At 39.2% G+C, this 20943-nt stretch carries 14 protein-coding genes; 7 read left to right on the top strand and 7 right to left on the bottom strand.

The window, feature by feature from the left end; all coding sequences use genetic code 11:
• Positions 1-48 precede the first annotated feature (48 nt).
• A complete protein-coding gene (locus WNY79_RS14310) occupies positions 49-285 on the bottom strand; it encodes a hypothetical protein (protein WP_024600378.1) in 237 nt (78 codons plus the stop codon).
• 578 nt (positions 286-863) lie between these two features.
• Between WNY79_RS14310 and WNY79_RS14315 the strand changes: the two genes are divergently transcribed.
• The 4 genes from WNY79_RS14315 (at position 864) to WNY79_RS14330 (ending at position 5600) form a co-directional block, all read left to right on the top strand.
• Positions 864-3311 (top strand): M1 family metallopeptidase, encoded by a 2448-nt coding sequence (locus tag WNY79_RS14315; protein ID WP_342876179.1) that lies wholly within the window; start codon positions 864-866, stop codon positions 3309-3311.
• Complete coding sequence (locus tag WNY79_RS14320) at positions 3311-3805, top strand: DUF6702 family protein (protein WP_076924897.1); 495 nt, start codon at positions 3311-3313, stop codon at positions 3803-3805. Before WNY79_RS14315 ends, WNY79_RS14320 begins: the two co-directional genes overlap by 1 nt.
• A gap of 318 nt (positions 3806-4123) precedes the next feature.
• Positions 4124-4741, top strand: a complete 618-nt coding sequence (locus WNY79_RS14325; protein WP_024600376.1) for an HAD family hydrolase — start codon at positions 4124-4126, stop codon at positions 4739-4741.
• A 133-nt stretch (positions 4742-4874) separates the two neighbouring features.
• Positions 4875-5600 carry a YebC/PmpR family DNA-binding transcriptional regulator gene (locus tag WNY79_RS14330; RefSeq protein ID WP_010552883.1) on the top strand — a complete coding sequence of 242 codons (726 nt, stop codon included), beginning with the start codon at positions 4875-4877 and terminating at the stop codon, positions 5598-5600.
• Positions 5601-5808: 208 nt separating this feature from the next.
• Here WNY79_RS14330 and WNY79_RS14335 read toward each other — a convergent pair whose 3' ends face one another.
• Positions 5809-7998 (bottom strand): malate synthase G, encoded by a 2190-nt coding sequence (locus WNY79_RS14335; RefSeq protein ID WP_342876180.1) that lies wholly within the window; start codon positions 7996-7998, stop codon positions 5809-5811.
• A gap of 241 nt (positions 7999-8239) precedes the next feature.
• Here WNY79_RS14335 and WNY79_RS14340 point away from each other — a divergent pair, with 241 nt between their 5' ends.
• On the top strand, positions 8240-9841 hold the full coding sequence (locus WNY79_RS14340; protein ID WP_197185248.1) for an isocitrate lyase: 1602 nt from the start codon (positions 8240-8242) through the stop codon (positions 9839-9841).
• A 550-nt stretch (positions 9842-10391) separates the two neighbouring features.
• On the opposite strand, the gene WNY79_RS14345 is transcribed toward WNY79_RS14340, so the two are convergent.
• The 3 genes from WNY79_RS14345 to WNY79_RS14355 all read right to left on the bottom strand — a co-directional run bounded on the left by WNY79_RS14345 (position 10392) and on the right by WNY79_RS14355 (position 15110).
• Complete coding sequence (locus WNY79_RS14345) at positions 10392-12410, bottom strand: S9 family peptidase (RefSeq protein ID WP_342876181.1); 2019 nt, start codon at positions 12408-12410, stop codon at positions 10392-10394.
• Between the two features lie 152 nt (positions 12411-12562).
• On the bottom strand, positions 12563-13297 hold the full coding sequence (locus WNY79_RS14350) for a 5-oxoprolinase subunit PxpA (protein WP_342876182.1): 735 nt from the start codon (positions 13295-13297) through the stop codon (positions 12563-12565).
• Between the two features lies 1 nt (position 13298).
• Positions 13299-15110 (bottom strand): glycoside hydrolase family 3 N-terminal domain-containing protein, encoded by a 1812-nt coding sequence (locus WNY79_RS14355; RefSeq protein WP_342876183.1) that lies wholly within the window; start codon positions 15108-15110, stop codon positions 13299-13301.
• 312 nt (positions 15111-15422) lie between these two features.
• Here WNY79_RS14355 and WNY79_RS14360 point away from each other — a divergent pair, with 312 nt between their 5' ends.
• Positions 15423-16946: a sensor domain-containing diguanylate cyclase gene (locus WNY79_RS14360; RefSeq protein ID WP_342876184.1), complete on the top strand. Its 1524-nt coding sequence runs from the start codon at positions 15423-15425 to the stop codon at positions 16944-16946.
• A gap of 41 nt (positions 16947-16987) precedes the next feature.
• On the opposite strand, the gene WNY79_RS14365 is transcribed toward WNY79_RS14360, so the two are convergent.
• Positions 16988-17863: a LysR family transcriptional regulator gene (locus tag WNY79_RS14365; RefSeq protein ID WP_342876185.1), complete on the bottom strand. Its 876-nt coding sequence runs from the start codon at positions 17861-17863 to the stop codon at positions 16988-16990.
• A 107-nt stretch (positions 17864-17970) separates the two neighbouring features.
• On the opposite strand from WNY79_RS14365, the gene WNY79_RS14370 reads away from it, so the two are divergent.
• Positions 17971-18651: a hypothetical protein gene (locus WNY79_RS14370; protein WP_342876186.1), complete on the top strand. Its 681-nt coding sequence runs from the start codon at positions 17971-17973 to the stop codon at positions 18649-18651.
• A gap of 179 nt (positions 18652-18830) precedes the next feature.
• On the opposite strand, the gene WNY79_RS14375 is transcribed toward WNY79_RS14370, so the two are convergent.
• Positions 18831-20912 carry a TonB-dependent hemoglobin/transferrin/lactoferrin family receptor gene (locus tag WNY79_RS14375; RefSeq protein ID WP_342876187.1) on the bottom strand — a complete coding sequence of 694 codons (2082 nt, stop codon included), beginning with the start codon at positions 20910-20912 and terminating at the stop codon, positions 18831-18833.
• Positions 20913-20943: the final 31 nt, after the last annotated feature.

The following is a 20943-nucleotide window of genomic DNA, read 5'->3' on the forward strand; positions in this document are numbered from 1 at the left end:
CAATATACCCAAGGCTGTTAAAGATGCAAGCCTAAGGTATGCATTACGTTAGGTTAAACTGTACCAAGCTGAAAAAACAACCGGTAATGCTAAAAGTGCCATTAACAATGGAATTTTTAACGTTTTAGTTTGTTTTGCGTGTAGCGCCTTTAATGCATTTGTTTCGTTGCACGCTGCTACTTTATCGATATAAAAATAACCCGAATCGAGATACTGTTTACAGTTATTCTCACTTGCTGGAACAGCAATTAGTTCTTGTTGTTTTTTAAGGATGTAAAAATCCATAAGCCCACCGCATTTCTTGCTAGTAATCGATATTAATTTGAGGATAAATGTGACGAATTTATTTGCCTCAAATAAAAAGGTTGGCGATTTTAAATATAAACAGGACTAAAGATCAACCTAAAATTGCACTATTTGTCACTTATCGTACAAATAGCGAATATTAATGAAGTTCGGCAATATTTGAGCCAATTATTTACTCGTTTTCACTGTGTTTTTGTTCAGTAGAAAGGGCTTTTAGGCCATTTTACTTGTTATGAATTAGTAATACTTATAGATAAGATTAATGGTTTACCTGGTAATACCAAAGCAATACTTTTTCAGCAATATATATAAAATGAATGATACTTTTTAAGTTCTGGGACTTTGTATTTATCCGAACAAAACCATTATTAAAACTCAATTTTGTAAACCCCCTTTACAGTTTTATCCATTCGTATTTTGTTACAAAATATTTATATTTTTTAATCTAAAAAACTAAGTGAACATCACCCTAAAAATACGGTATTTGGTCGCTAATTTATTGAAGCTTGCTGGTATATTTGTCAAAGTACGCTCACAAAATTATATTAGGACTAACAATGAAAAAAATAGGTCTTACGCTAAGTGCTTTTGTATTGCCGTTGGCAATATCGAGTGCAGCTATTGCGTCTTCAGTTGAGCAAACAAAAGGTTCTTACGTTGACAAGTTTCGTCAATTAGAAGAAGCACTTCCTACACCCAATGTTTATCGTAGTGCCGCTGGCGAACCAGGTGAAAAATACTGGCAGCAACGTGTAAATTACGATATCGATGTGAAGCTAGATGAAAAAAAGCACCGCATTACCGGTAGCCAAAGCATTGAATATAAAAATAACTCACCGCATACGCTTAAATATTTATGGTTACAGTTAGATCAAAATATTTTTAAAAGTAACTCTATTGCCGAAACAACTAAAACGTTTAAAAGCACTTTAGAAAGCTTACCAGCTCAAAAGCCCGCTAAATTAAGTTTAGGCGAATTACGTCGCCAGCAATTTATGAGCGACAACGAACTGGGTTATACAATTAGTGGCGTAAAAGATGACGATGGTAAAGAACTACGCGTAACTGTAGTTGATACCTTAATGCGCATTGATTTAAACGAGCCATTAAAACCAGGTAAAGAAGTAGAATTTAGCATGAACTTTGCCTTCAACATTGTTGAAGAAGATGCTGTGGGTGCACGTTCAGGTTACGAGCACTTTGAAGAAGACGGCAACGACATATTCTTAATTGCTCAGTGGTTTCCTCGTTTAGCGGCTTATACTGATTATGAAGCATGGACAAACAAACCATTTTTAGGTTCTGGTGAATTTACGCTTGAGTTTGGTGATTACGATGTAGAGATTACTGTTCCGGCAGATCACATTGTATCAGCAACAGGTAAACTTGATAACGCGAGCAAAGTACTTACAAGTACGCAGCGCAAACGTTTAAAGCAAGCCGAAACATCTAAGCGTCCTGTGTTTATTGTTAACGCAGAAGAAGCGCTAGAAAACGAAAAAGAAGGCACCGACAAAACTAAAACGTGGCACTTTAAAGCGCAAAACGTACGTGACTTTGCTTGGGCGTCGTCTCGTAAGTTTATGTGGGATGCAAAAGGTTATCAGCAAGGTGGTGACGTTCAGCCTTTAGTTATGGCAATGTCGTTCTTTCCTAAAGAAGGTGGCGACCTATGGGAGAAGTACTCAACTGAAGCTGTAGTACACACAATGGAAGTGTACTCTAAGTATTCTTTTGACTACCCATACCCAACTGCGCAATCGGTAAATGGCCCTGTTGGCGGTATGGAATACCCAATGATTACCTTTAACGGCCCGCGTACTAAGTTACAAGATGATGGTACACGTACTTATTCTCAAGCTGAAAAGCGCTTTTTACTTGGCGTAGTTATTCATGAAGTGGGTCATATTTACTTTCCAATGATTGTTAACTCAGATGAGCGCCAATGGACGTGGATGGATGAAGGCTTAAACAGCTTTTTAGATGGCGTTGCTGGTCGTGAATGGGATCCTACGATTCCTTGGGGTGTTGAGCCTCGCGATATAGTGAGCTACATGAAGTCACAAAACCAAGTGCCAATTATGACTCAGTCAGACAGCGTACTACGTTTAGGGCCTAATGCTTATACTAAGCCTGCAGCGGCACTTAATATTTTACGTGAAGTTATTTTAGGTCGTGACTTATTCGACTTTGCTTTTAAAGAGTATGCTCAGCGCTGGAAATACAAGCGCCCTACTCCAGCTGATTTTTTCCGTACAATGGAAGAAGCCTCTGGTGTTGATTTAGATTGGTTTTGGCGTGGCTGGTTTTACACAACCGATCATGTAGATATCTCTGTAGATAAAGTATATCAACTACGTTTAGATACTAAAAACCCTGATATTGATTACAGCCGTTTACGTGATATTGAAGCAGACAAACCTACTTCATTATTTGTTGAGCGTAACCGTGCTGAAGGTAAAAAAACATGGGTTGAGCAAAATACTGATGTTACCGACTTTTATGACGAAAACGACCGCTTTACTGTTACCAATAAAGAACGTAACTCGTACAACAAGTTTTTAAAAGGCTTAGAGCCGTGGGAGCGTAAAACGCTTGAGCGTGCTTTAGAAGAAGATAAAAACTATTACGTTATGGAATTTTCAAACCTTGGTGGTTTGGTAATGCCTATTTTATTAGAGCTAACTTATGAAGATGGCACTAAAGAAGAGCGCTATATTCCTGCTGAAATTTGGCGTCGTAACTATAAAAACGTACAAAAGCTGATTGTTACCGATAAAAACAAACCGCTTGTATCAGTTACTGTCGATCCAGGCTGGGAAACAGCTGACGTTGATGTTGAAAACAATAACTACCCTCGTCGTATTATTCCTTCACGTATTGAAGTGTTTAAAAAGGAAAAGAGTAAAGCTAAAGTAAGTCGCGATATCATGCAAGATATTAAAACTGAGCTTAAAACTGATGAGAAAAAAGACGAAAAGGATGACGGTGAGGAGCAGCAATAATGCGCTTTTTGCTTATTATTGTTTGCCTTTTAGTTGCTGCGCCAAGTATGGCGCATCAACTAAAGTCGTCAGTTACAACCGTGCTTTTTAATAAACGAACGCATAATGTTGAATTAATGCATCGCTTTTATTTACATGATACCGAACACGCCGTAGGAACATTGTTTAAAGGCAAAATTGATATTATTAGTAATAAAGCCGACCAACAACGTTTTGCTAAGTATGTTGAATCGCATGTTGCTCTACAAACGTTAAGTGGTGAACCTTTACCACTTAGCTTTGTGGGAGCACAAGTTGATGGTAAGTTTTTTTGGGTTTACCAAGAAGCACCAATTCCTGAAGACATTGAAGGAATTAAAATGAGCAATGGCGCGCTTCGTGATTTATGGCCATCTCAGGTAAATATGGTAAACGTTGAGGGCAAAGGTAAGATCAAAACTTTAAACTTTGCTCAAGATGATACTTGGCTCGAAGCCCGCTTTGAGCAAAATTAATATTTAAAACTTCCCAACCGACGCGCACTGCAGTTAATGTGCGCGTTTTCTTCATACGTTTAAACTGCGTTCATGTTTGATCTGTTATTTGTAAATTTACGTAAAATTTGTTAGTTCAATTTGTATATTTACCTTTTTTTGCGCATGATATATCAAGCACTTAAATTACTGTGTTATCAATAGATTGATAATGGTGCGTATTAATATTTAAATATAGTTAGTTTCATTTATCCCTTTGTATTTAACGGCCTAGGGCATAAGCAGTAGAGAATTTTATGTTTAAATTTCATTTAGTAATAACTAAATTCAGGGAATGATATGACTACTCAGGTTGAGGCTATTTTTGGAGTGATTTTTGATTTAGATGGAACATTAGTTTCATCAGAGTTAGATTTTGCATTAATAAAGGCCCAAATAGGTTGCCCTTGCGAGCAAGACTTACTCGATTACATTGCTCAGTTGCCCTCACCGTATATGCGTGAAGAGGCAATGAATATAGTTCACCAACACGAATTAATAGACGCACAGCACGCCAGTATTTTACCCGGTGTGAGTGAAGCTATTCATGCTTTAAAGTCTAAAAATATTCCGATGGCAATTGTTACTCGTAATTTTGATAAAGCAGCGGCAATTAAATTACAAAATAATCCACTCCCTATCAGCACGGTTTTAACGCGAAGCGATGCACCAGCAAAACCAGATCCTAGCGCTTTAAATGCCATTGCTACACTTTGGAACATTAACGCCAGAAATTTACTTTATGTAGGCGATTACCTTTACGATATTCAAGCAGCGCACAATGCAAATATGCGCGCGTGTTTATATGCTCCAGAGTCAACGCCAGCCTATGCCGATCAGGCAGATTACGTTTTACATGATTTTATAGAATTAGTGACTTTAGTAGACAGTTACTCTAAAAAAATAGAATTATGTTAAATAGCATGCTATTTAATTTATTTAAGAATAACTGCTACGTTATTTAAATTACAAAATAACGTTTGTTCCTAGCCCAATACGTTTTGAATTGGTAAAATACCGCAAAACGTAACGTATTCATTAGGGGCACAAAATGGGCAGAGCATTTGTAGTTCGTCAAAGTTCTATGATCAAAACAGCCAATGCAAAAACAAAAGTAAACTCAAAATATGGTAAAGAGATTTACGTTGCAGCAAAAAGTGGCGATCCCGATCCCGAAGTAAATCAAACACTTCGCCGTCTAATCGAAAAAGCTAAAAAAGACCAAGTACCCGCACACGTTATCGATAAAGCAATTGAAAAAGCAGCCGGTGGCGCAGGGGAAGACTATTCAGTTGCCCGTTACGAAGGCTATGGCCCTGGTAACTGCATGGTTATTGTTGACTGTTTAACTGACAATCCGAACCGCACTATTAAAGATGTACGCTTACCGTTTACTAAAACAGACTCAAAAATTGGTACTCCTGGCTGTGTAGCGCATATGTTTGATCATTATGCGGTACTTGGCTTTGCAGGTGATGACGACGAAGTTGTATTAGAAGCATTAATGATGGCTGATGTTGATGTTAGCGATGTTGAAGCCGAGGACGGTAAAATATCGGTATTTGCACCACCAACAGAATACTTTAAAGCTAAAACAGCCCTTGAAGACGCATTTGAAGGCATTAACTTTGAAGTAGACGAAATTACGTTTATTCCTCAAGTTAATATTGAAATTGAAGACGAAGAAGTTATTGCTAACTTTGATAAGTTTATAAATATGCTTGAAGATTGTGACGATGTACAAAATATTTATCACAATGCCATTGTAAAAAATTAAACGAAAACGGTTAATAGCTTTAAAAAGCGTGTTTTGTGTATGCAAAACACGCTTTTTTGCGTTTAAATAAATGTTAGATATTCATGTGTATTATGCTTATTTGAATATATATTTTAAAATGCCTTAAAAGTGCTGTTATTCTAATTTTAGGCGATAAAAAACCAGCTTAAAGCTGGTTTAGTACTTAATTTGAACGTTAGTTAAGCGGTTAAAGCGTATTCGTTTTTTGTGCTTTATATTTTATACGGTAGCTATGTAATAGTGGTTCAGTGTAACCACTCGGTTGGGTTACGCCCTCTAAAATCAATGCAAGTGCAGCTTGATAGGCAATGCTGTTAACCAATGTTTCTTCATTTGTTGCCATGGGTGTATACGCAGTGTCGTGCTCGTTTTGACCATCAACTACTTTAGCCATTTTTGCCATTGTTGATTTTATTTGCGCCTGTGAACACACGCCATTTAGTAACCAATTAGCCATATGCTGGCTTGAAATACGCAGTGTGGCTCTGTCTTCCATTAGCCCAATATGGTTAATGTCGGGTACTTTTGAACAGCCTACGCCTTGATCAATCCAACGTACAACGTAACCTAAAATGCCTTGTGCGTTGTTTTCAAGTTCGCTTTGAATATCTTCTTTTGAAAGCGTTTTAGGGTCTGCCATTAGCGGCGGTGTAAGCAGGTCATTAAGGCTAGCAATAGTACGTTTAGCAATACTTTGCTGCTCAGTAAATACGTTTATTTCGTGATAATGCATTGCATGCAGGGTAGCGGCTGTAGGGGAGGGCACCCATGCTGTATTAGCGCCTGATTTAGGATGAGCTTGTTTTTGCTCCATCATTAATGCCATTTTATCTGGCATTGGCCACATGCCTTTACCTATTTGTGCTTTATGACTTAAGCCACAAGCAAGGCCAATATCGACGTTGCGATCCTCATAAGCTTGTATCCATGGTTGCTGCTTAATTTTTGCTTTTGGAAGCACAATACCCGCTTGCATAGAGGTATGGATTTCATCGCCTGTGCGGTCTAAAAATCCAGTATTTATGAATACAACACGCTCTTTAGCTGCATAAATACAGGCTTTTAGGTTTACAGATGTACGGCGTTCTTCATCCATAACACCCATTTTAAGCGTGTTTTTAGGTAAGCTTAACGCTTCCTCTACTAAACTAAACAAAGTATTAGTAAACGCCACCTCTTCAGGGCCATGCATCTTTGGTTTTACTATATTAATACTTTGCGCGCTGGTATTTTTAAAACCTGTTTTTTTATTTAGGTCATGCAGAGCAGCTGTGGCTGTAAACATTGTATCCATAATGCCTTCAAATACCGGTTGCTTGTACACATCGGTAATAGCAGGATTCGTCATTAAATGACCTACGTTTCTAACAAACATCATGCTGCGGCCTTTTAAAGTAACTGTGCCACCATCAAGTGCGGTGTATGTTTTATCACTTTGCAGAGTACGCTCTACTGTTTTATCGCCTTTTTTAAACGATTCAACTAAGTTACCTTGCATCAACCCAAGCCAATTTTTATAAACTTGTACTTTATCTTCTGCATCTACTGCAGCCACTGAATCTTCACAATCCATAATAGTGGTAAGAGCGGCCTCAAGCACTACATCTTTTAAGCCAGCTTTATCAGCTTGGCCAATCATGTGGTGGTGATCGATATGTAGCTCTATGTGTAAATCATTATTTTTTAATAACACTACAGTTGGATTTTGTGCTTCACCTTGATAGCCAATAAGCTGAGATGGGTTAGCTAATGTGGTTTGAGAGCTATCACGCAACGTAATTAAAAGTGCGCCATCTACTACTGAATAATTAGTGCTTTCTATATGCGAGCCGTTAGTCAGCGGCAATGCTTTATCTAAAAACTGACGAGCGTAGGCCATTACCTTAAATCCACGAACAGGATTGTAGGTATTGCCTTTTTCGGCTCCATCGTCTTCGCTTAACACATCAGTACCGTATAAAGCGTCGTATAACGAACCCCAACGCGCGTTAGCGGCATTAAGTGCAAAGCGTGCGTTACTTACAGGCACAACTAGCTGAGGGCCTGCTGTAAGGGCTACTTCGGGTTCTACATTTAGGGTTTCAATTTCAAAGTGGGCAGGCTCTTTAACCAAGTACCCTATATCTTGTAAAAAGGCATGGTACTTAACGCTATCCCACGTTTTATTAGCAAGATGGTAGTCATCTATTTGCTGTTGAAGCAATTCTCGCTTTTCAAGCAGTGCCTTATTTGTAGGGGTAAGTGTTTGAACAATATGTGCAAAGCTTTGCCAAAATTGATGCTCACTTAAGTGAGTGCCTGGTAGTAATTGATTTTTAACAAAATCAGCGAGTTGTGTATCTACGCTGAGTCCTGAATGTGTGAGAGTGTGGGACATATTTGCCTTCCTTAAACGGTCGCGATGTTGTTGTGTGCTTGTGCGTTAAGGCAACAATAACTCAAAAAAGCAATGTTGAGTGCTTTTTAGCCATTCACAAAATATATAGCCACAATAACAACTATAAATTAACTAAATCTAGAAAAGGAGCCTAATGTTGAATCAAGCGAAACGGAGCACACACTCCTAGCCACTCTCACAACATTAAAATAATTTACACACTCGTTCGAAGGATTTTATTATGACAACATATCAACGCGAAACAGACACACTCTCTACTCTTTGCCAATCACAAGGCAGCGCGTGGGGTGCTATTAACCCTGAATACGCAAGCCGTATGCGTTTACAAAACCGTTTTCGTACAGGGATTGAAATTGCGCAATACACAGCAGACGTAATGCGTGAAGATATGGCTGCATATGACGCCGACACAAGCCAGTACACACAATCTTTAGGGTGTTGGCATGGTTTTACTGCGCAACAAATGATGATGGCTATTAAGCGCCATCAAAAAACAACTAAACGCAGCTATGTATACTTAAGTGGCTGGATGGTTGCAGCACTTCGCTCTGCATTTGGTCCGCTACCAGATCAAAGCATGCACGAAAAAACATCGGTACCTGCGCTAATTGAAGAAATTTATACGTTTTTAAAGCAAGCTGATGCACGTGAACTAGACCACTTGTTTAACGACTTAGATGCAGCAAAAGCGAATGGCGGTGACGTTCAAGCTGTTATTGATAAAATAGACAACTTTGAAACCCATGTTGTGCCAATTATTGCTGATATTGACGCAGGTTTTGGTAACGAAGAAGCAACTTACTTACTAGCTAAAAAAATGATTGAAGCCGGTGCGTGTGCCATTCAAATAGAAAACCAAGTATCTGATGCTAAACAATGTGGCCACCAAGCCGGTAAAGTGACCGTTCCACACGAAGACTTTTTAGCAAAAATTAACGCTGTACGTTACGCCTTTTTAGAACTCGGTATCGATAACGGTATTATTGTGGCACGTACAGATTCATTAGGTGCCAGCCTTACTCAAAAAGTACCTGTGTCGCAAAAACCAGGTGACTTAGCAAGCCAATACAATGCATTTTTAGAAACTACACCAATTAATGGTGTTGATGACTTAAATGAAGGCGACACGGCGATGAAAATTAATGGCCAGTTATGTAAACCAACTCGCCTAGATAACGGTTTATTCCAATTCCGTGAAGGCACTGAAAAAGACCGTGTAGTACTAGATTGTATTACGAGCTTGCAGTCGGGCGCAGATTTACTGTGGATTGAAACAGAAAAACCTCATGTTAAGCAAATTGCAGAACTGGTAAATCGTGTGAAAGAACACGTGCCAAATGCAAAATTGGTATACAACAACTCGCCTTCATTTAACTGGACGCTTAAGTTTCGTGAGCAAGTGTATCAAGAGTGGGAAGAAGCAGGTCGTGACCTTAGTGCTTACCCAAGTATTGGTGATAATAAAGGCCTTATGGCACCAGAAATGGATGCAACAGAACTTGCGCAAGCAGCCGATTTACTAGTGCAAAACTTCCAGCGCGATGGCGCACGTGAAGCCGGTATTTTCCATCACTTAATTACTCTGCCTACTTACCATACAGCTGCGCTGAGCACTGATATTTTATCAGAAGGTTACTTTGGCGATATGGGTATGCTGGCTTATGTACGTGATGTACAACGCCAAGAAATTCGTCGTGAGCAAGCATCTGTTAAGCATCAAGACCTAGCAGGGTCTAACATGGGCGATACGCACAAAGAATACTTCTCTGGTGATAACGCGCTAAAAGCCGGTGGTGAAGATAACACCATGAACCAGTTTTAATTCCTAACTAGATAGTGTTACTCAAGGGCCAATAGGCCCTTTTTTATTGCTTTAATTAAAGTTAGAACATTGAAGCATAATTACAGATCAGACTTTAACTAACCAAATAATTTTGGATCACTATTTAACTACCTGAGTGAATCTACAGATCAGAGTTTAACTAACGTTTCATAAAACAACCTTTTTTAGGTGATTTTGCTGTAATTAGCGTTTACGGCAACTAAAAAAAGCGGATAAGTGACTGATTTTTGCTTTAATAGGCAAACGCAGATAATTTATAAACCGATTTTTTACTAACTTCTCGTTGCTATAAAACAAAATTTTACTAACTGAGAGGTTATAAACAGTGACTCAAACCGATTTTTTACCAACTCAAGTTACAAAAAATGCTATAAACCGAAATTTTACTAACTGAAGTTTTAGCTAAGTCCGATATTTAACTGTCATAGAAGTGTAAAGGGGGTTTACAGTTTGAATACTACGGCGGTAAATACAAAAGCCACTTAACTAGAGTGGCTTTTATTTGAGCTATAAATTTATTACCCAGAGTTTATTTAGAGTGTTTATCAAACCACCATTGAATATAAGCTACTTTAGTCATTAAGTTTGATGGGCGAGCTGTAATGCCATGCGATGCATTAGGAATTCGCACCATTGCGGTATCAACACCTTGTAACTTTAATGCCTGATAAAACTGCTCAGTTTCTGAAATTGGTGTACGGTAGTCAGATTCCCCAGTGAGCAACATAGTAGGAGTTTTGACGTTTCCAACATAGCTAATAGGCGAGCGTTTCATATAATGTTCAATATGATCCCACGGTTTACCCGGAAACCAGTAATCAGCAAAAAACGGATAAAAATCTGCAGTTAGTACAAAGCTGATCCAATTAATAACCGGTTTAGCAACTACAGCGGCAGCAAAGCGATCGGTGTGACCTACAATCCATGCTGTTAGTACGCCGCCGCCAGAGCCACCGGTTACGAACAATTTAGACTCATCAATAAACCCCTTCGCTATTAGTGCATCAACGCCCGTCATTAAGTCGTCAAAGTCGTTACTTGGGTAATTATGATGAATGGTTTGAGCAAACTCTTTACCGTATGAATCACTTCCGCGTGGATTCATGTATAGAACGATATTTCCCTTTGCTGCAAACAGTTGAATTTCGGCGCTAAAATGCGGCCCATAATTAGCGACAGGGCCGCCGTGTATTTCTAGTATTAGCGGATACTTTTTGCTGCTGTCAAATCCTGGCGGATAGGCAATCCATCCTTGAACAGGGAGTTCATCGTAGCTTGATTTAATCCAAACTTCTTCCACTTTAGCCAAAGCTTTATCACCTAGAGCATCAGCATTAAGGGTAGTTAAACGCTGCGCTTTACCGCGTTTAATTGTTGCTATATCAGCAGGGCGCTGAGTATCGGCAAGGGTAAAGGCTACTTCGCCATCTTCGCTTACATCAAAGTCGCCACCAGAATAAGGGCGACCAAATGCAACGCTGCCAATTTGGGTTGTTATTATTTTACGTTTACCACTGCGTGGTTGATACGCAAGGGCGGTTTGCCCTTTATCTGCGTAGCTAAAGTACACGCCTTTGGAGTTTGCACTCCATTTTATTTGACCTACACTACGGTCAAAATCTGGCGTTAAACTTGTTGTGTTACCTGTTTTAAAATCACGAATATAAAGCTGAGTATTTTCGTAGTTAGTGCGTTTATCATCGTAACCTGTGTACGCTAAGTAACGACCATCGGGAGAGATTTTAGGCTGCTCGTCAGGACCATTTCTATCGGTAATTTCTGTTATATTTTGCGAAGCTAAATCGAGTTTATAAATTTCACTGTTTGTGGGTTTTAGTTGGTTGTTTGTGTGCCTGTTTGCAGAAAAATAAAGCGACTTACCATCGTTGCTAAAACTTACATCGCCCGCGTTATCAAACTCATCATGAGTGAGTTGTTTGGCATTACCACCGTTAGCATCTATGGAAAATAATTGGCTAAAGCCCTTTTGTGTGTAACCGCCACCATCTGAACGGTAGTAAACATCATCAATAAATTTAGCAGGCTCTGCCCACGTTGCACCTTTTGGTTTACCAGGTAAGCTCACTGGTGCTGAATTAGCGCTTGGAACAAACATGCTAAATATTAATTGGTTGGAATCAGGGCTCCATGTAATCGCACGAGGACTACTTGTTAAGTTACTTATTTTTGCCATAGCACCTGTTTTAAGCCATTTAATATATATTTGGCTGCTGCCATCGCGGGTTGATATAAACGCAAGGCTTTGGCCATCAGGAGAGAGTACTGGCGAATAATCCATGTGCACGCCAGAGGTTAATGGCTGCATTTGTTTGGTTTTGTAATCAACAGACCAAATATTCCCCACTTTACGATCTGTTTTTATATCCATGCGGTTACGCACAAAATAAACAGTTTTACCGTCTTCGGTTATATCTATTTGATTGGCATATTCTAAATTAAATACATCTTGCAGTTGTAGTGTATTTGTTTCAGCGTAGGCTAAATTGCTACAGCCTAAAACGAGGCTAAGTGTTAAAAGCTTTTTCATTTTAATCCCTGTTGTTACTTTTTTAATTTTCTAAGTAGTTATATGTTAGGGATTATTAAATTAACAGTAGGATGCGATGAAGCTCTTATTTAACTCTATGAGTTAAAGCTGTAAAGGGGGTTTACAGCTTCTATTTGAGGTTGTGTAAAAGTTTAGTTAGCTGAGTTACACAGGGCTTTTATATCTTTTATAAGCGCTATGCCATCAGTGTTGTCGCCATGTACGCATAAGCTATGGGCGTTGAGCGTTAGTTTTTTTCCAGTTCGTGTTGTCACGCTGCTATCGGATAAAAGCTGAGTTACTTGCTCTAGTAATGCAGCTTTGTTGTGAACACTGCCCTCAAGTGTTCGGGACACTAAATGCCCATCGTCGGTGTACTGCCTGTCGGCAAATGCTTCGAGTATTAACTCAACTCCTGAGCTTTTAGCTATTTGAATGTGCTTATTGGCATTTTTAGTCGCTAAGACCATTAGTTTCAAATCTATTGGGTAGCTGGCAATTGCATTTATAACGGTTTGTAATATTTGCTCATCAGCCATCATGTCGTTATAAAGTGCGCCATGCGGTTTAACATAGCTAAGTGTTAAACCTTGTACTTTTGCCATGCCCTCAATAGCGGCTATTTGATAATGCAGGCAATTTGTAAGCTCTTTTTCACTAAGTACCATTGAGCGCCTACCAAAGCCTTGCTTATCTGGGTAGCTTGGGTGAGCACCAATTTGTACGTTATGTTGCTTGGCAAGTACAAGAGTGTTTGTCATTACGTCGGCATCACCTGCATGGAACCCACACGCAATATTAGCCATATCAATATGTGGCATAACGTCATCGTCTAGCCCCATTTTCCACGCGCCAAAGCTTTCGCCTAAATCACAATTGAGTTTCATCTTAGTGCGCCTTTTGCGGTTTTATTGTGACAGGTAATACGCCGTTAGCCGGTGCTTCTCCTAGTAACACTTTTGCAAGTGCGGTAAAAGCGGGACCAGACACAATATCGTTTTTATCTACATCAATATTATATGCGTAAGATGCAAGTACAGCATTTACATAATTGCCAAATTTAGCAATGTCGTAAGGGGCTCTTAGGCTTATAAAAACAGTGCTTTTATTTTTCTCCTTTGCCATATTTAATAATAACTCAAGTGCCTTTGGTTGCTCTGCATTATTAAGTGCAAAATTAGGATCGTCTTTTAAATCATCCATACCGCCAATTTCTACCGCACTTTGATTAGGTGTTGCATTGCCCGCTATAACTACATCAGCAGCGTGTATTTGCGCTTTTGCGAGTGCAGGGTCGAACCCTTGTAAGCTACTACAGCTATAGGTGAATTTTTGCTGGCTGATAGCTTCAATCGCTTGCTGCATTGCCATACATTTACGCGTATCGGGCATAATAATATGAACATTACTTCCTGCTTTTAAATTAAGTGGCAAAGTACTGTTATTATTTTTAACCTGCGTTATTGCCTCTACAGCAAGCTGCGCTTCTATTTCGCGATGTGCTGCACTGCCGATTGTTTGCTTTGCATTTATGAGCGCGGTAATAGGGTCAAAATTAGTGCTTAATCTAAATTTATTTTTAAGCGTAATTATACGCATCGCAGATTGTGCTATTTCTTGCTCATCAAGTTGGTTTGATTTAACCGCTGCAACAAGCTCTTTAATAAGGTTATCGAGCTTGTTTAAATCATCCGGTGTTCTAATTTCAACGGGCATTAGGGCAATGTCAGCCCCAGCCGCAAACGTATTTATTATCGCTTGAGTTGGTGTAAAAAAGTTACTAATACCAGCCATATCAAGCGCATCGGTTACTACAACTCCTTGGTAATTAAGCTCACCACGTAAAATATCAGTAATGATTGCGCGCGACATTGTTGCCGGTTTTATCATCGTTTTGCCATTAACACTTATAAACGTTGTGCTATCGAGCGCTGGGTATTGAATATGCGCCGTCATTATCATGCCTGGGTTTTGCTTGGCGATAATGTGTTTAAACGGTGCTAGGTCTTGCTCGTAAATAACTTCTTTTGCATGGTTTACTTTAGGCAAACCTGTATGGCTATCTACATTTGTATCGCCATGCCCAGGAAAGTGCTTTAACGAGGTAATAACGCCGTTGTTTTCAAACCCTGCAACTTGAGCTGCGCCTAATTTACTAACGAGTACGGGGTTTTCACCAAATGAGCGTACGTTAATAACAGGGTTATCGGGATTCATATTTACATCAACGGTAGGCGCATAATTTACATTGATACCCAGCGAGTTTAGCTCTTTAGCTATTACTGTTGCTGTTTTTTTCGCAAAGCTTGTACCGTGTTTTTTGTACGTTGCACCAATCGACATATTACCGGTAAATGATGTAGCAACGTCGCGTGGTAAACGCGCCACACGTCCACCTTCTTGATCTATTGATATAAATAGGGGCAGCTTACTACTGGACTTACTCGCCGCTGTTTGCAATTGGCTATTAAGCGTAATGGTTTGCTCTATTGATTGAGTGTTTTCTGAAAATAAAATAACCCCACCAATATTATACTTTGTCACTATATTTGCTAACTCACTTGGCAAACTAGTCATTGGCGTTCGGCATTGTTTACTCGCACCTTGCTCACAGTAGTAGCGAAAGTCGAGTATTAACTTTTGACCAAGCTGTTGTTCAAGAGAAAGTGTTGATTTAGCGAAAGAAGATTGTAATGGCATTAAACACCCAGATAAAAAAACGATAGACGATACAGCATACTTATTTAGCAAAACGCTCTCCAAAGCAAAGGTTTAGTCGTACTTATGTTATGCAAATATTTGTTTAGCTTAACTACTTTTGTAAACAACCGCAAAAGCGATTGTTATAAAGGCTACAACATAAAAGCATTTATTTAAGTCAGCTGACTTAACTAATAAACACTTAAATGGGTATAATACTTAACTTCGTATAATACGCGCTGAATATTGTGCTTTGGGATGCAAGCTTTGCTATATAAATTATTACCTGCTTTAAATTTAAGATTTCTTATATTGCTACTCGCACTCTCTGCAGCACTGAGCACATTGGTAGGGAGTTTTTATTCTACTTACCAGGTTCAAAAAGAGCAGTTAACATCATACACGCTAAAAAGTAATTTAGCCTATGCTCAAAAACTAGCCTCTGCTACTGATAACTTTTTAAAGTCTGCGCTTCAGCAGCTTGAATACTCAGCTAAAATTATTGAACAATCTCCAAATAATTCTCAACTACTAAACGATGAAGCTATTCGTTTAAATCAGCAAACTGATAGTTTTAACTCTGTTGTGATAAATGTACACGGCGTTATTGCAGCTACATCACCTCGTTTAGAAAGTATAATAGGTCAACAAATACAATCCCCTGGTGCAATAGAAGCCCTAAAAGAAAAACGTCCATTAATTAGTGAGCCTTATTTGTCAGCAGCTGATAATTTAATTGTTTTTATATCGCACCCTTTGTTTGATTTTGAAGGTAAGTATTTAGGCTATATTGGTGGCTCTCTTTATTTAAAAGAAAAAAACATTTTAAATGAGCTTCTAGAGCAGCATTATTACAAAGGTGGCTCATATCTTTATGTTGTTAGCTCAAATAAGCGCATTTTATATCACCCAGAACCTGCCAGAATCGGCAACGTTATTGCTAACAACTCTGTGATTGACGCTGTTGTAAGTGGCGAAATGGGCACTTCAACAGTTATTAATAGCTTAAGCAAGCCAATGCTCGCAGGCTATGCACCTATTACTTTATCTAATTGGGGAATAGTGGCACAGAGACCTTTAAAATCAACACTCTCCTCCCTTGATACATTAACCATTGAAGTGGTTAAGCAAACAATACCGATGGCATTAGTCACGTTTATTTTTATTGGCTTATTTGCACATTTTATAGCGAGGCCACTAAAACGCTTAGCCGATAACGCAAATACACTCGATGATCCTTCAAGCTTAGAAAAACTTAAAAATGTGAAGTCGTGGTATTTTGAAAGTCAGAAACTGAAGTTAGCTATGTTAAGAGAAGTTGCATTATTACAAGCCCAAATAGGTGTGCTGCGCCATGACTCACAAACAGACCCTTTAACAGATACGCATAACAGAAGAAGCTTAAACGGCCTACTTAACCAACTAACACTAAAGCAAACCCCATTCGCTATATTAGAAATTGATATCGATTTTTTTAAACGCGTTAACGATACTTTTGGACATGACAAAGGTGACGAAACTTTAGTTTCGCTAACAAATATAATTAAAAAACTATCAAGAAGAGACGATATAGTATCGAGAATCGGCGGTGAAGAGTTTGTCCTTGTACTACCTAATGAAAATAGCCAAAGCGCCTTTAAAATTGCTGAGCGCTTACGTAAAACAGTAGAGTCGACGGAGATGGACACTATAGGTAACATCACTATTTCTATAGGCATTGCGACCTGGCCTGTGCATAGTACTGATATTGCCCAAGTATATAAATGTGCCGATAAAGCGCTTTACCATGCTAAAGAGCATGGTCGTAACCAATGTGTAGTGGCTGATATTAGCTAAGCGCAGCTTAACTTTACATTGAACTCAAAGTGATAAATACTTTACAGAGAGTGCATCAGTTTATTAAGCCAGCCATCTGCTGTTGATGGTTTGTAAATCATTACTATGCCTTCGCTGTAGTGACTGTTAACCCCCTTTACAGTTATTTTTGTAAGTGCTAAATCATCAATCACAAAGTCTGGTAAATACGCAAGTGCTAAACCACTTTGTACTACCTCAATGAGAGCACTGTAGTCGCTACACCTGAAGACAATATTACGTTCAGCCATTTCATCTTGCCAACCATCAGAACCAATACCTTGCTCTAAACCGCACAAGGGTGAAAACAGCGGACAAGCAAAAGCTGATTGCGCAAACTCGCTTTTACTTAGAGCTAATAACTTTTTTTGTACTAAATTATGAGTGCGTGCCGCTGCTACACTAAACCCTGTATTAAATACGTCAACTGCCACTAAGTTAGTATGCTGGCTGTTGTATAATGCCTCGCGAGTAACCAGCGCAATATGCGCAGCTCCCGACGCCACTTGGCTTATGGCTTCGCCCTCAAACACATTATTTATTCGTACCGAGCAGGGCAGGTGGCTAAGTGGTATAAGCAGCCTCTTTAAACCACTTTTAAGTAAAATAGCAGGGCCTGCAATTACTGCATTAAATTTATGATTATCGCTTTTAAAGCGGCTAGTGAGCTGTTGGTAGTTATGAACTAAATCGCTACTGTGCTTAACAAACTCTTTGCCTTTATCATTAAGTACTAAGGTTTTACCCACACGATTGAATAGTTTAGTGGCTAAGCTTGCCTCAACTTTTTTTAGGGTTTTAGAAAGCGCACCAGCGGTAACATTAAAATGCTTAGCGGTTGTGTGCAGGTTTTGCGAACCCGCCACGTGAATTACTTTTTCAATGTCATCTAAATGCATTGTACCAAACCGTATTGATTAAGAGGAAACAACTAACAACTTATTATCGATTATTTATACATAAAAATCAGCTTATAGTAGCGCTATATTAATTTTAGAGCATAAACATGAAACACCTACTGCTATTTTTTATTTTGTTTTCAACAACAGTTTTAGCAAACACTCCCCTACACAATTCACAAAATACGCATAAGAGCCACAGCTATGTAGGGTTTCATGGCATGGCGCTTATATTAGCAAACGATAAAGTGCTTGCCAGTCACATGCCTTTATACACTACTCCCCACGACTACCAAATAGTGTATGAAGTAACTACAAGTGATACCCACTTAAAAATAATCAAAGATGCTTTAAGAAAAGCAGCAAACGAGCAAAGCCAGATCACTATTTTACCAAGTAAGTTTAACCTAAACTTATTAATAAATAAGAAGACACCCATTTTAAATACCACTGTGTTTAATGGTCATTTTGAACGCGGAGGTACGGCCCTGTTTTCGACAAAGCTGACTTTTAAAAACCCGTTATATGTAAAAAAACTCGCTATTACACAACCCGTAAAAGCAGAGTTTGATTTAATAAAGGTATCAGCAGGACAGGGGGTGGTAATTCATAAAATACAAAGTAAACCAAGCTATGACTCGTTAAGCTTAGTGTCGCTTATTAAGGGGAAGTATAACGGGGAATTAGAGTGCGACAGCGCAATAAATACAACGCTTGCAAGTAAGCTAAGTGCGTGCTTTAAAAACGCCCCCAGCTATTTAGAAACAAAAGATTTTGCGATTAATTAATTTATAAATAACGGCGATTTTAGCTTTAAAAGTGCTGTTTATATAAAGTGTTAATGGGCATTAAGTATGTAGAGGTGTACCTGAATATACTCACCATTAAGTAATTTGACTTGAGTAAATATGTGGCAGGCAAACGCTGCATACCCATGCAGCGTTTACTGCCATTTGTTTAGCCCTAATTAAAACTGATAGCTTACCCTTGCTGAAAAGTTACGCCCAGGTTGGGTGTATTGGCTAAAATCAACACTTTGCGATTGACCTGCAATCAACTCAAAAGGTACATATTCTTTATCGAGCAAGTTAAGTACACCTACATTTAGCTGCCACGCTTGCCATTCGTAGTTTGCGTATAAATCAACAACCCCGTAACCATGCCCTTGCGTAGTTTTATCATCGTTTGCATCAAGTACTACATCCGATTGCGATTTAGCTAAACGCAACGCAGCGGTCCAGTTAATATTACCCAGCTCTGTACTTAACAATATTGAGCCATTTAACGGGCTAATGCTGGTAAGTGGCTGATCGGTTTCTTTGTTTTCACCATCAACATAGGCTACGTTTGCCTCAAGTAGTATATTTTCAGCAACATACATGGCAATTCCTGCTTCTACACCGCTTATTTGTGTTTCGCTAATATTTTGATATTGATACAAAGCTTTGTTTACATTAGGAATGTACGTTGGCTCAACACCCACTACGGCGGTTTCAATAAAATCATCGAATGCTGCATAAAAAGCACTTAAGTTTACGCTAATATCGCTGCTGGCGTACCTAAGCCCAAGCTCAAATGAGTCACTGCTTTCTGGGTCTAAATCGGCGTTTGGTAATATTTGATAAAACGGCTCAACGCCGTGGCTTTGATAGGCTTGGTCGTGCGGTGGTATTTTAAAGCCTCGTACGTATTGCCCGTACCACGATAAGTTATCATCCACTTGGTATATAACACCTAGCTTAGGCGAGAAAGCAGATTCGGTAATATCATCAAGCTGCGCATCAGCGTAAAGCTCATCACTTTTAGCTTCTAGGGTGTAGTAATCATATCGCACGCCTGCAATAACCGACCAGGCACTGTTTTTAAACGAAATACTGTCTTGTACATAAGCGCCAATTAAAGAGGTGTCAGCCCCCGGGAATGCTTTTTGTTTTTGGTCTGTAAAATCAACCGTGCCATCAGCTAAAACACGTGTTTTTAAACGTGGGCGAGTGGTGTCGTATAAGTCGATATCAACTCCGTATACCACTTCGTGATCGGTGGTTTCTCCTTTAAGGCCTTTATTAAATACTGCTTTTAAACCTAAAATATTTTGCTCAAAACGATAGTCGTTATAATCGGTGTAGGTGCTTGCGCCACTAATTGCATCGCTTTGTTGCTCGTAACTACTGTAAGACACTTGCCCGTACCATTTATCAAACGCAGCTGTAGCTACTTCTGAATGATAATCCAGCGCCAGTGACCAACTAGTGTCGTCTTCCTCGGTTTCTTGAACGGCAGGAGTAATTACTTGCTCAGTCGTTTGATTAAAATAATCAAGGGTGTATTTAAGTGTGCGTTTTTCATCAAGCTGTTGCTCAAATTTAACTAATAAAGCGTCCGACTTTGCATCATAACCGGGTAAGTTTTCGTCGTAATTCTGAACTTCTTCGCTGTCGCGATGGCTATAAACTGCGCTTACTGCAAAGTCGCCTAAGTCTTTTGCACCGGTAATATCAGCAGCAATTTGGTTACTTTGACCTTGATACGCCAGTGCCATTTTTACATAGCTGCTGTTATCTTTTAAATAATCGCTTGGATCTTTAGTGGTTATAACCACAATGCCACCGAGTGCGTCAGAGCCATATAAAGACGATGCAGCACCTTTGGCTACTTCTACTTGTTTTACGCCTGCTACATCAAAGTAATTGCGGCCAACTAAATATCCCCCTCCGCCTGCATAACCATCGTTGGTGCGTCGGCCATCTTTTATAAATACAACACGGTTACCACCAACACCACGTACAGTAAGTGTTTGCGCGCCTGCGCCACTGCCTGTGGTTGCAATGCTTGAATCGTATTTAAACATGGTTTGTAAATCTACAGCTAGCTGGCGCTCTATATCTTGCTCGGTAATAACCGTTACTGAGCCTGTTACATCTTTAAGCTTTTGTTCAAAGCGCGAGCCACTCACAACAATATGATCGTCAATTATGTTTTCGGCAAATGCAGTGCCCGATCCGAGTAATAAGGTTGCTATAGCAGTAAATTTAAATGTAGAGGGATTCACTTTAACTCCAAATGATAATAGTTATTATTTA

Source organism: Pseudoalteromonas sp. AS84 (assembly GCF_038900255.1).
Classification (GTDB): Bacteria; Pseudomonadota; Gammaproteobacteria; order Enterobacterales; family Alteromonadaceae; genus Pseudoalteromonas.

Bases quoted from the DNA above. Each gene is read 5' to 3' on its own strand.
- WNY79_RS14370 (WP_342876186.1), top strand. From the start codon at position 17,971: ATGAAACACCTACTGCTATTTTTTATTTTGTTTTCAACAACAGTTTTA.
- WNY79_RS14310 (WP_024600378.1), bottom strand. From the start codon at position 285: ATGGATTTTTACATCCTTAAAAAACAACAAGAACTAATTGCTGTTCCA.
- WNY79_RS14365 (WP_342876185.1), bottom strand. From the start codon at position 17,863: ATGCATTTAGATGACATTGAAAAAGTAATTCACGTGGCGGGTTCGCAA.
- WNY79_RS14355 (WP_342876183.1), bottom strand. From the start codon at position 15,110: ATGCCATTACAATCTTCTTTCGCTAAATCAACACTTTCTCTTGAACAA.
- WNY79_RS14325 (WP_024600376.1), top strand. From the start codon at position 4,124: ATGACTACTCAGGTTGAGGCTATTTTTGGAGTGATTTTTGATTTAGAT.
- WNY79_RS14345 (WP_342876181.1), bottom strand. From the start codon at position 12,410: ATGAAAAAGCTTTTAACACTTAGCCTCGTTTTAGGCTGTAGCAATTTA.
- WNY79_RS14315 (WP_342876179.1), top strand. From the start codon at position 864: ATGAAAAAAATAGGTCTTACGCTAAGTGCTTTTGTATTGCCGTTGGCA.
- WNY79_RS14335 (WP_342876180.1), bottom strand. From the start codon at position 7,998: ATGTCCCACACTCTCACACATTCAGGACTCAGCGTAGATACACAACTC.
- WNY79_RS14320 (WP_076924897.1), top strand. From the start codon at position 3,311: ATGCGCTTTTTGCTTATTATTGTTTGCCTTTTAGTTGCTGCGCCAAGT.
- WNY79_RS14340 (WP_197185248.1), top strand. From the start codon at position 8,240: ATGACAACATATCAACGCGAAACAGACACACTCTCTACTCTTTGCCAA.
- WNY79_RS14330 (WP_010552883.1), top strand. From the start codon at position 4,875: ATGGGCAGAGCATTTGTAGTTCGTCAAAGTTCTATGATCAAAACAGCC.
- WNY79_RS14350 (WP_342876182.1), bottom strand. From the start codon at position 13,297: ATGAAACTCAATTGTGATTTAGGCGAAAGCTTTGGCGCGTGGAAAATG.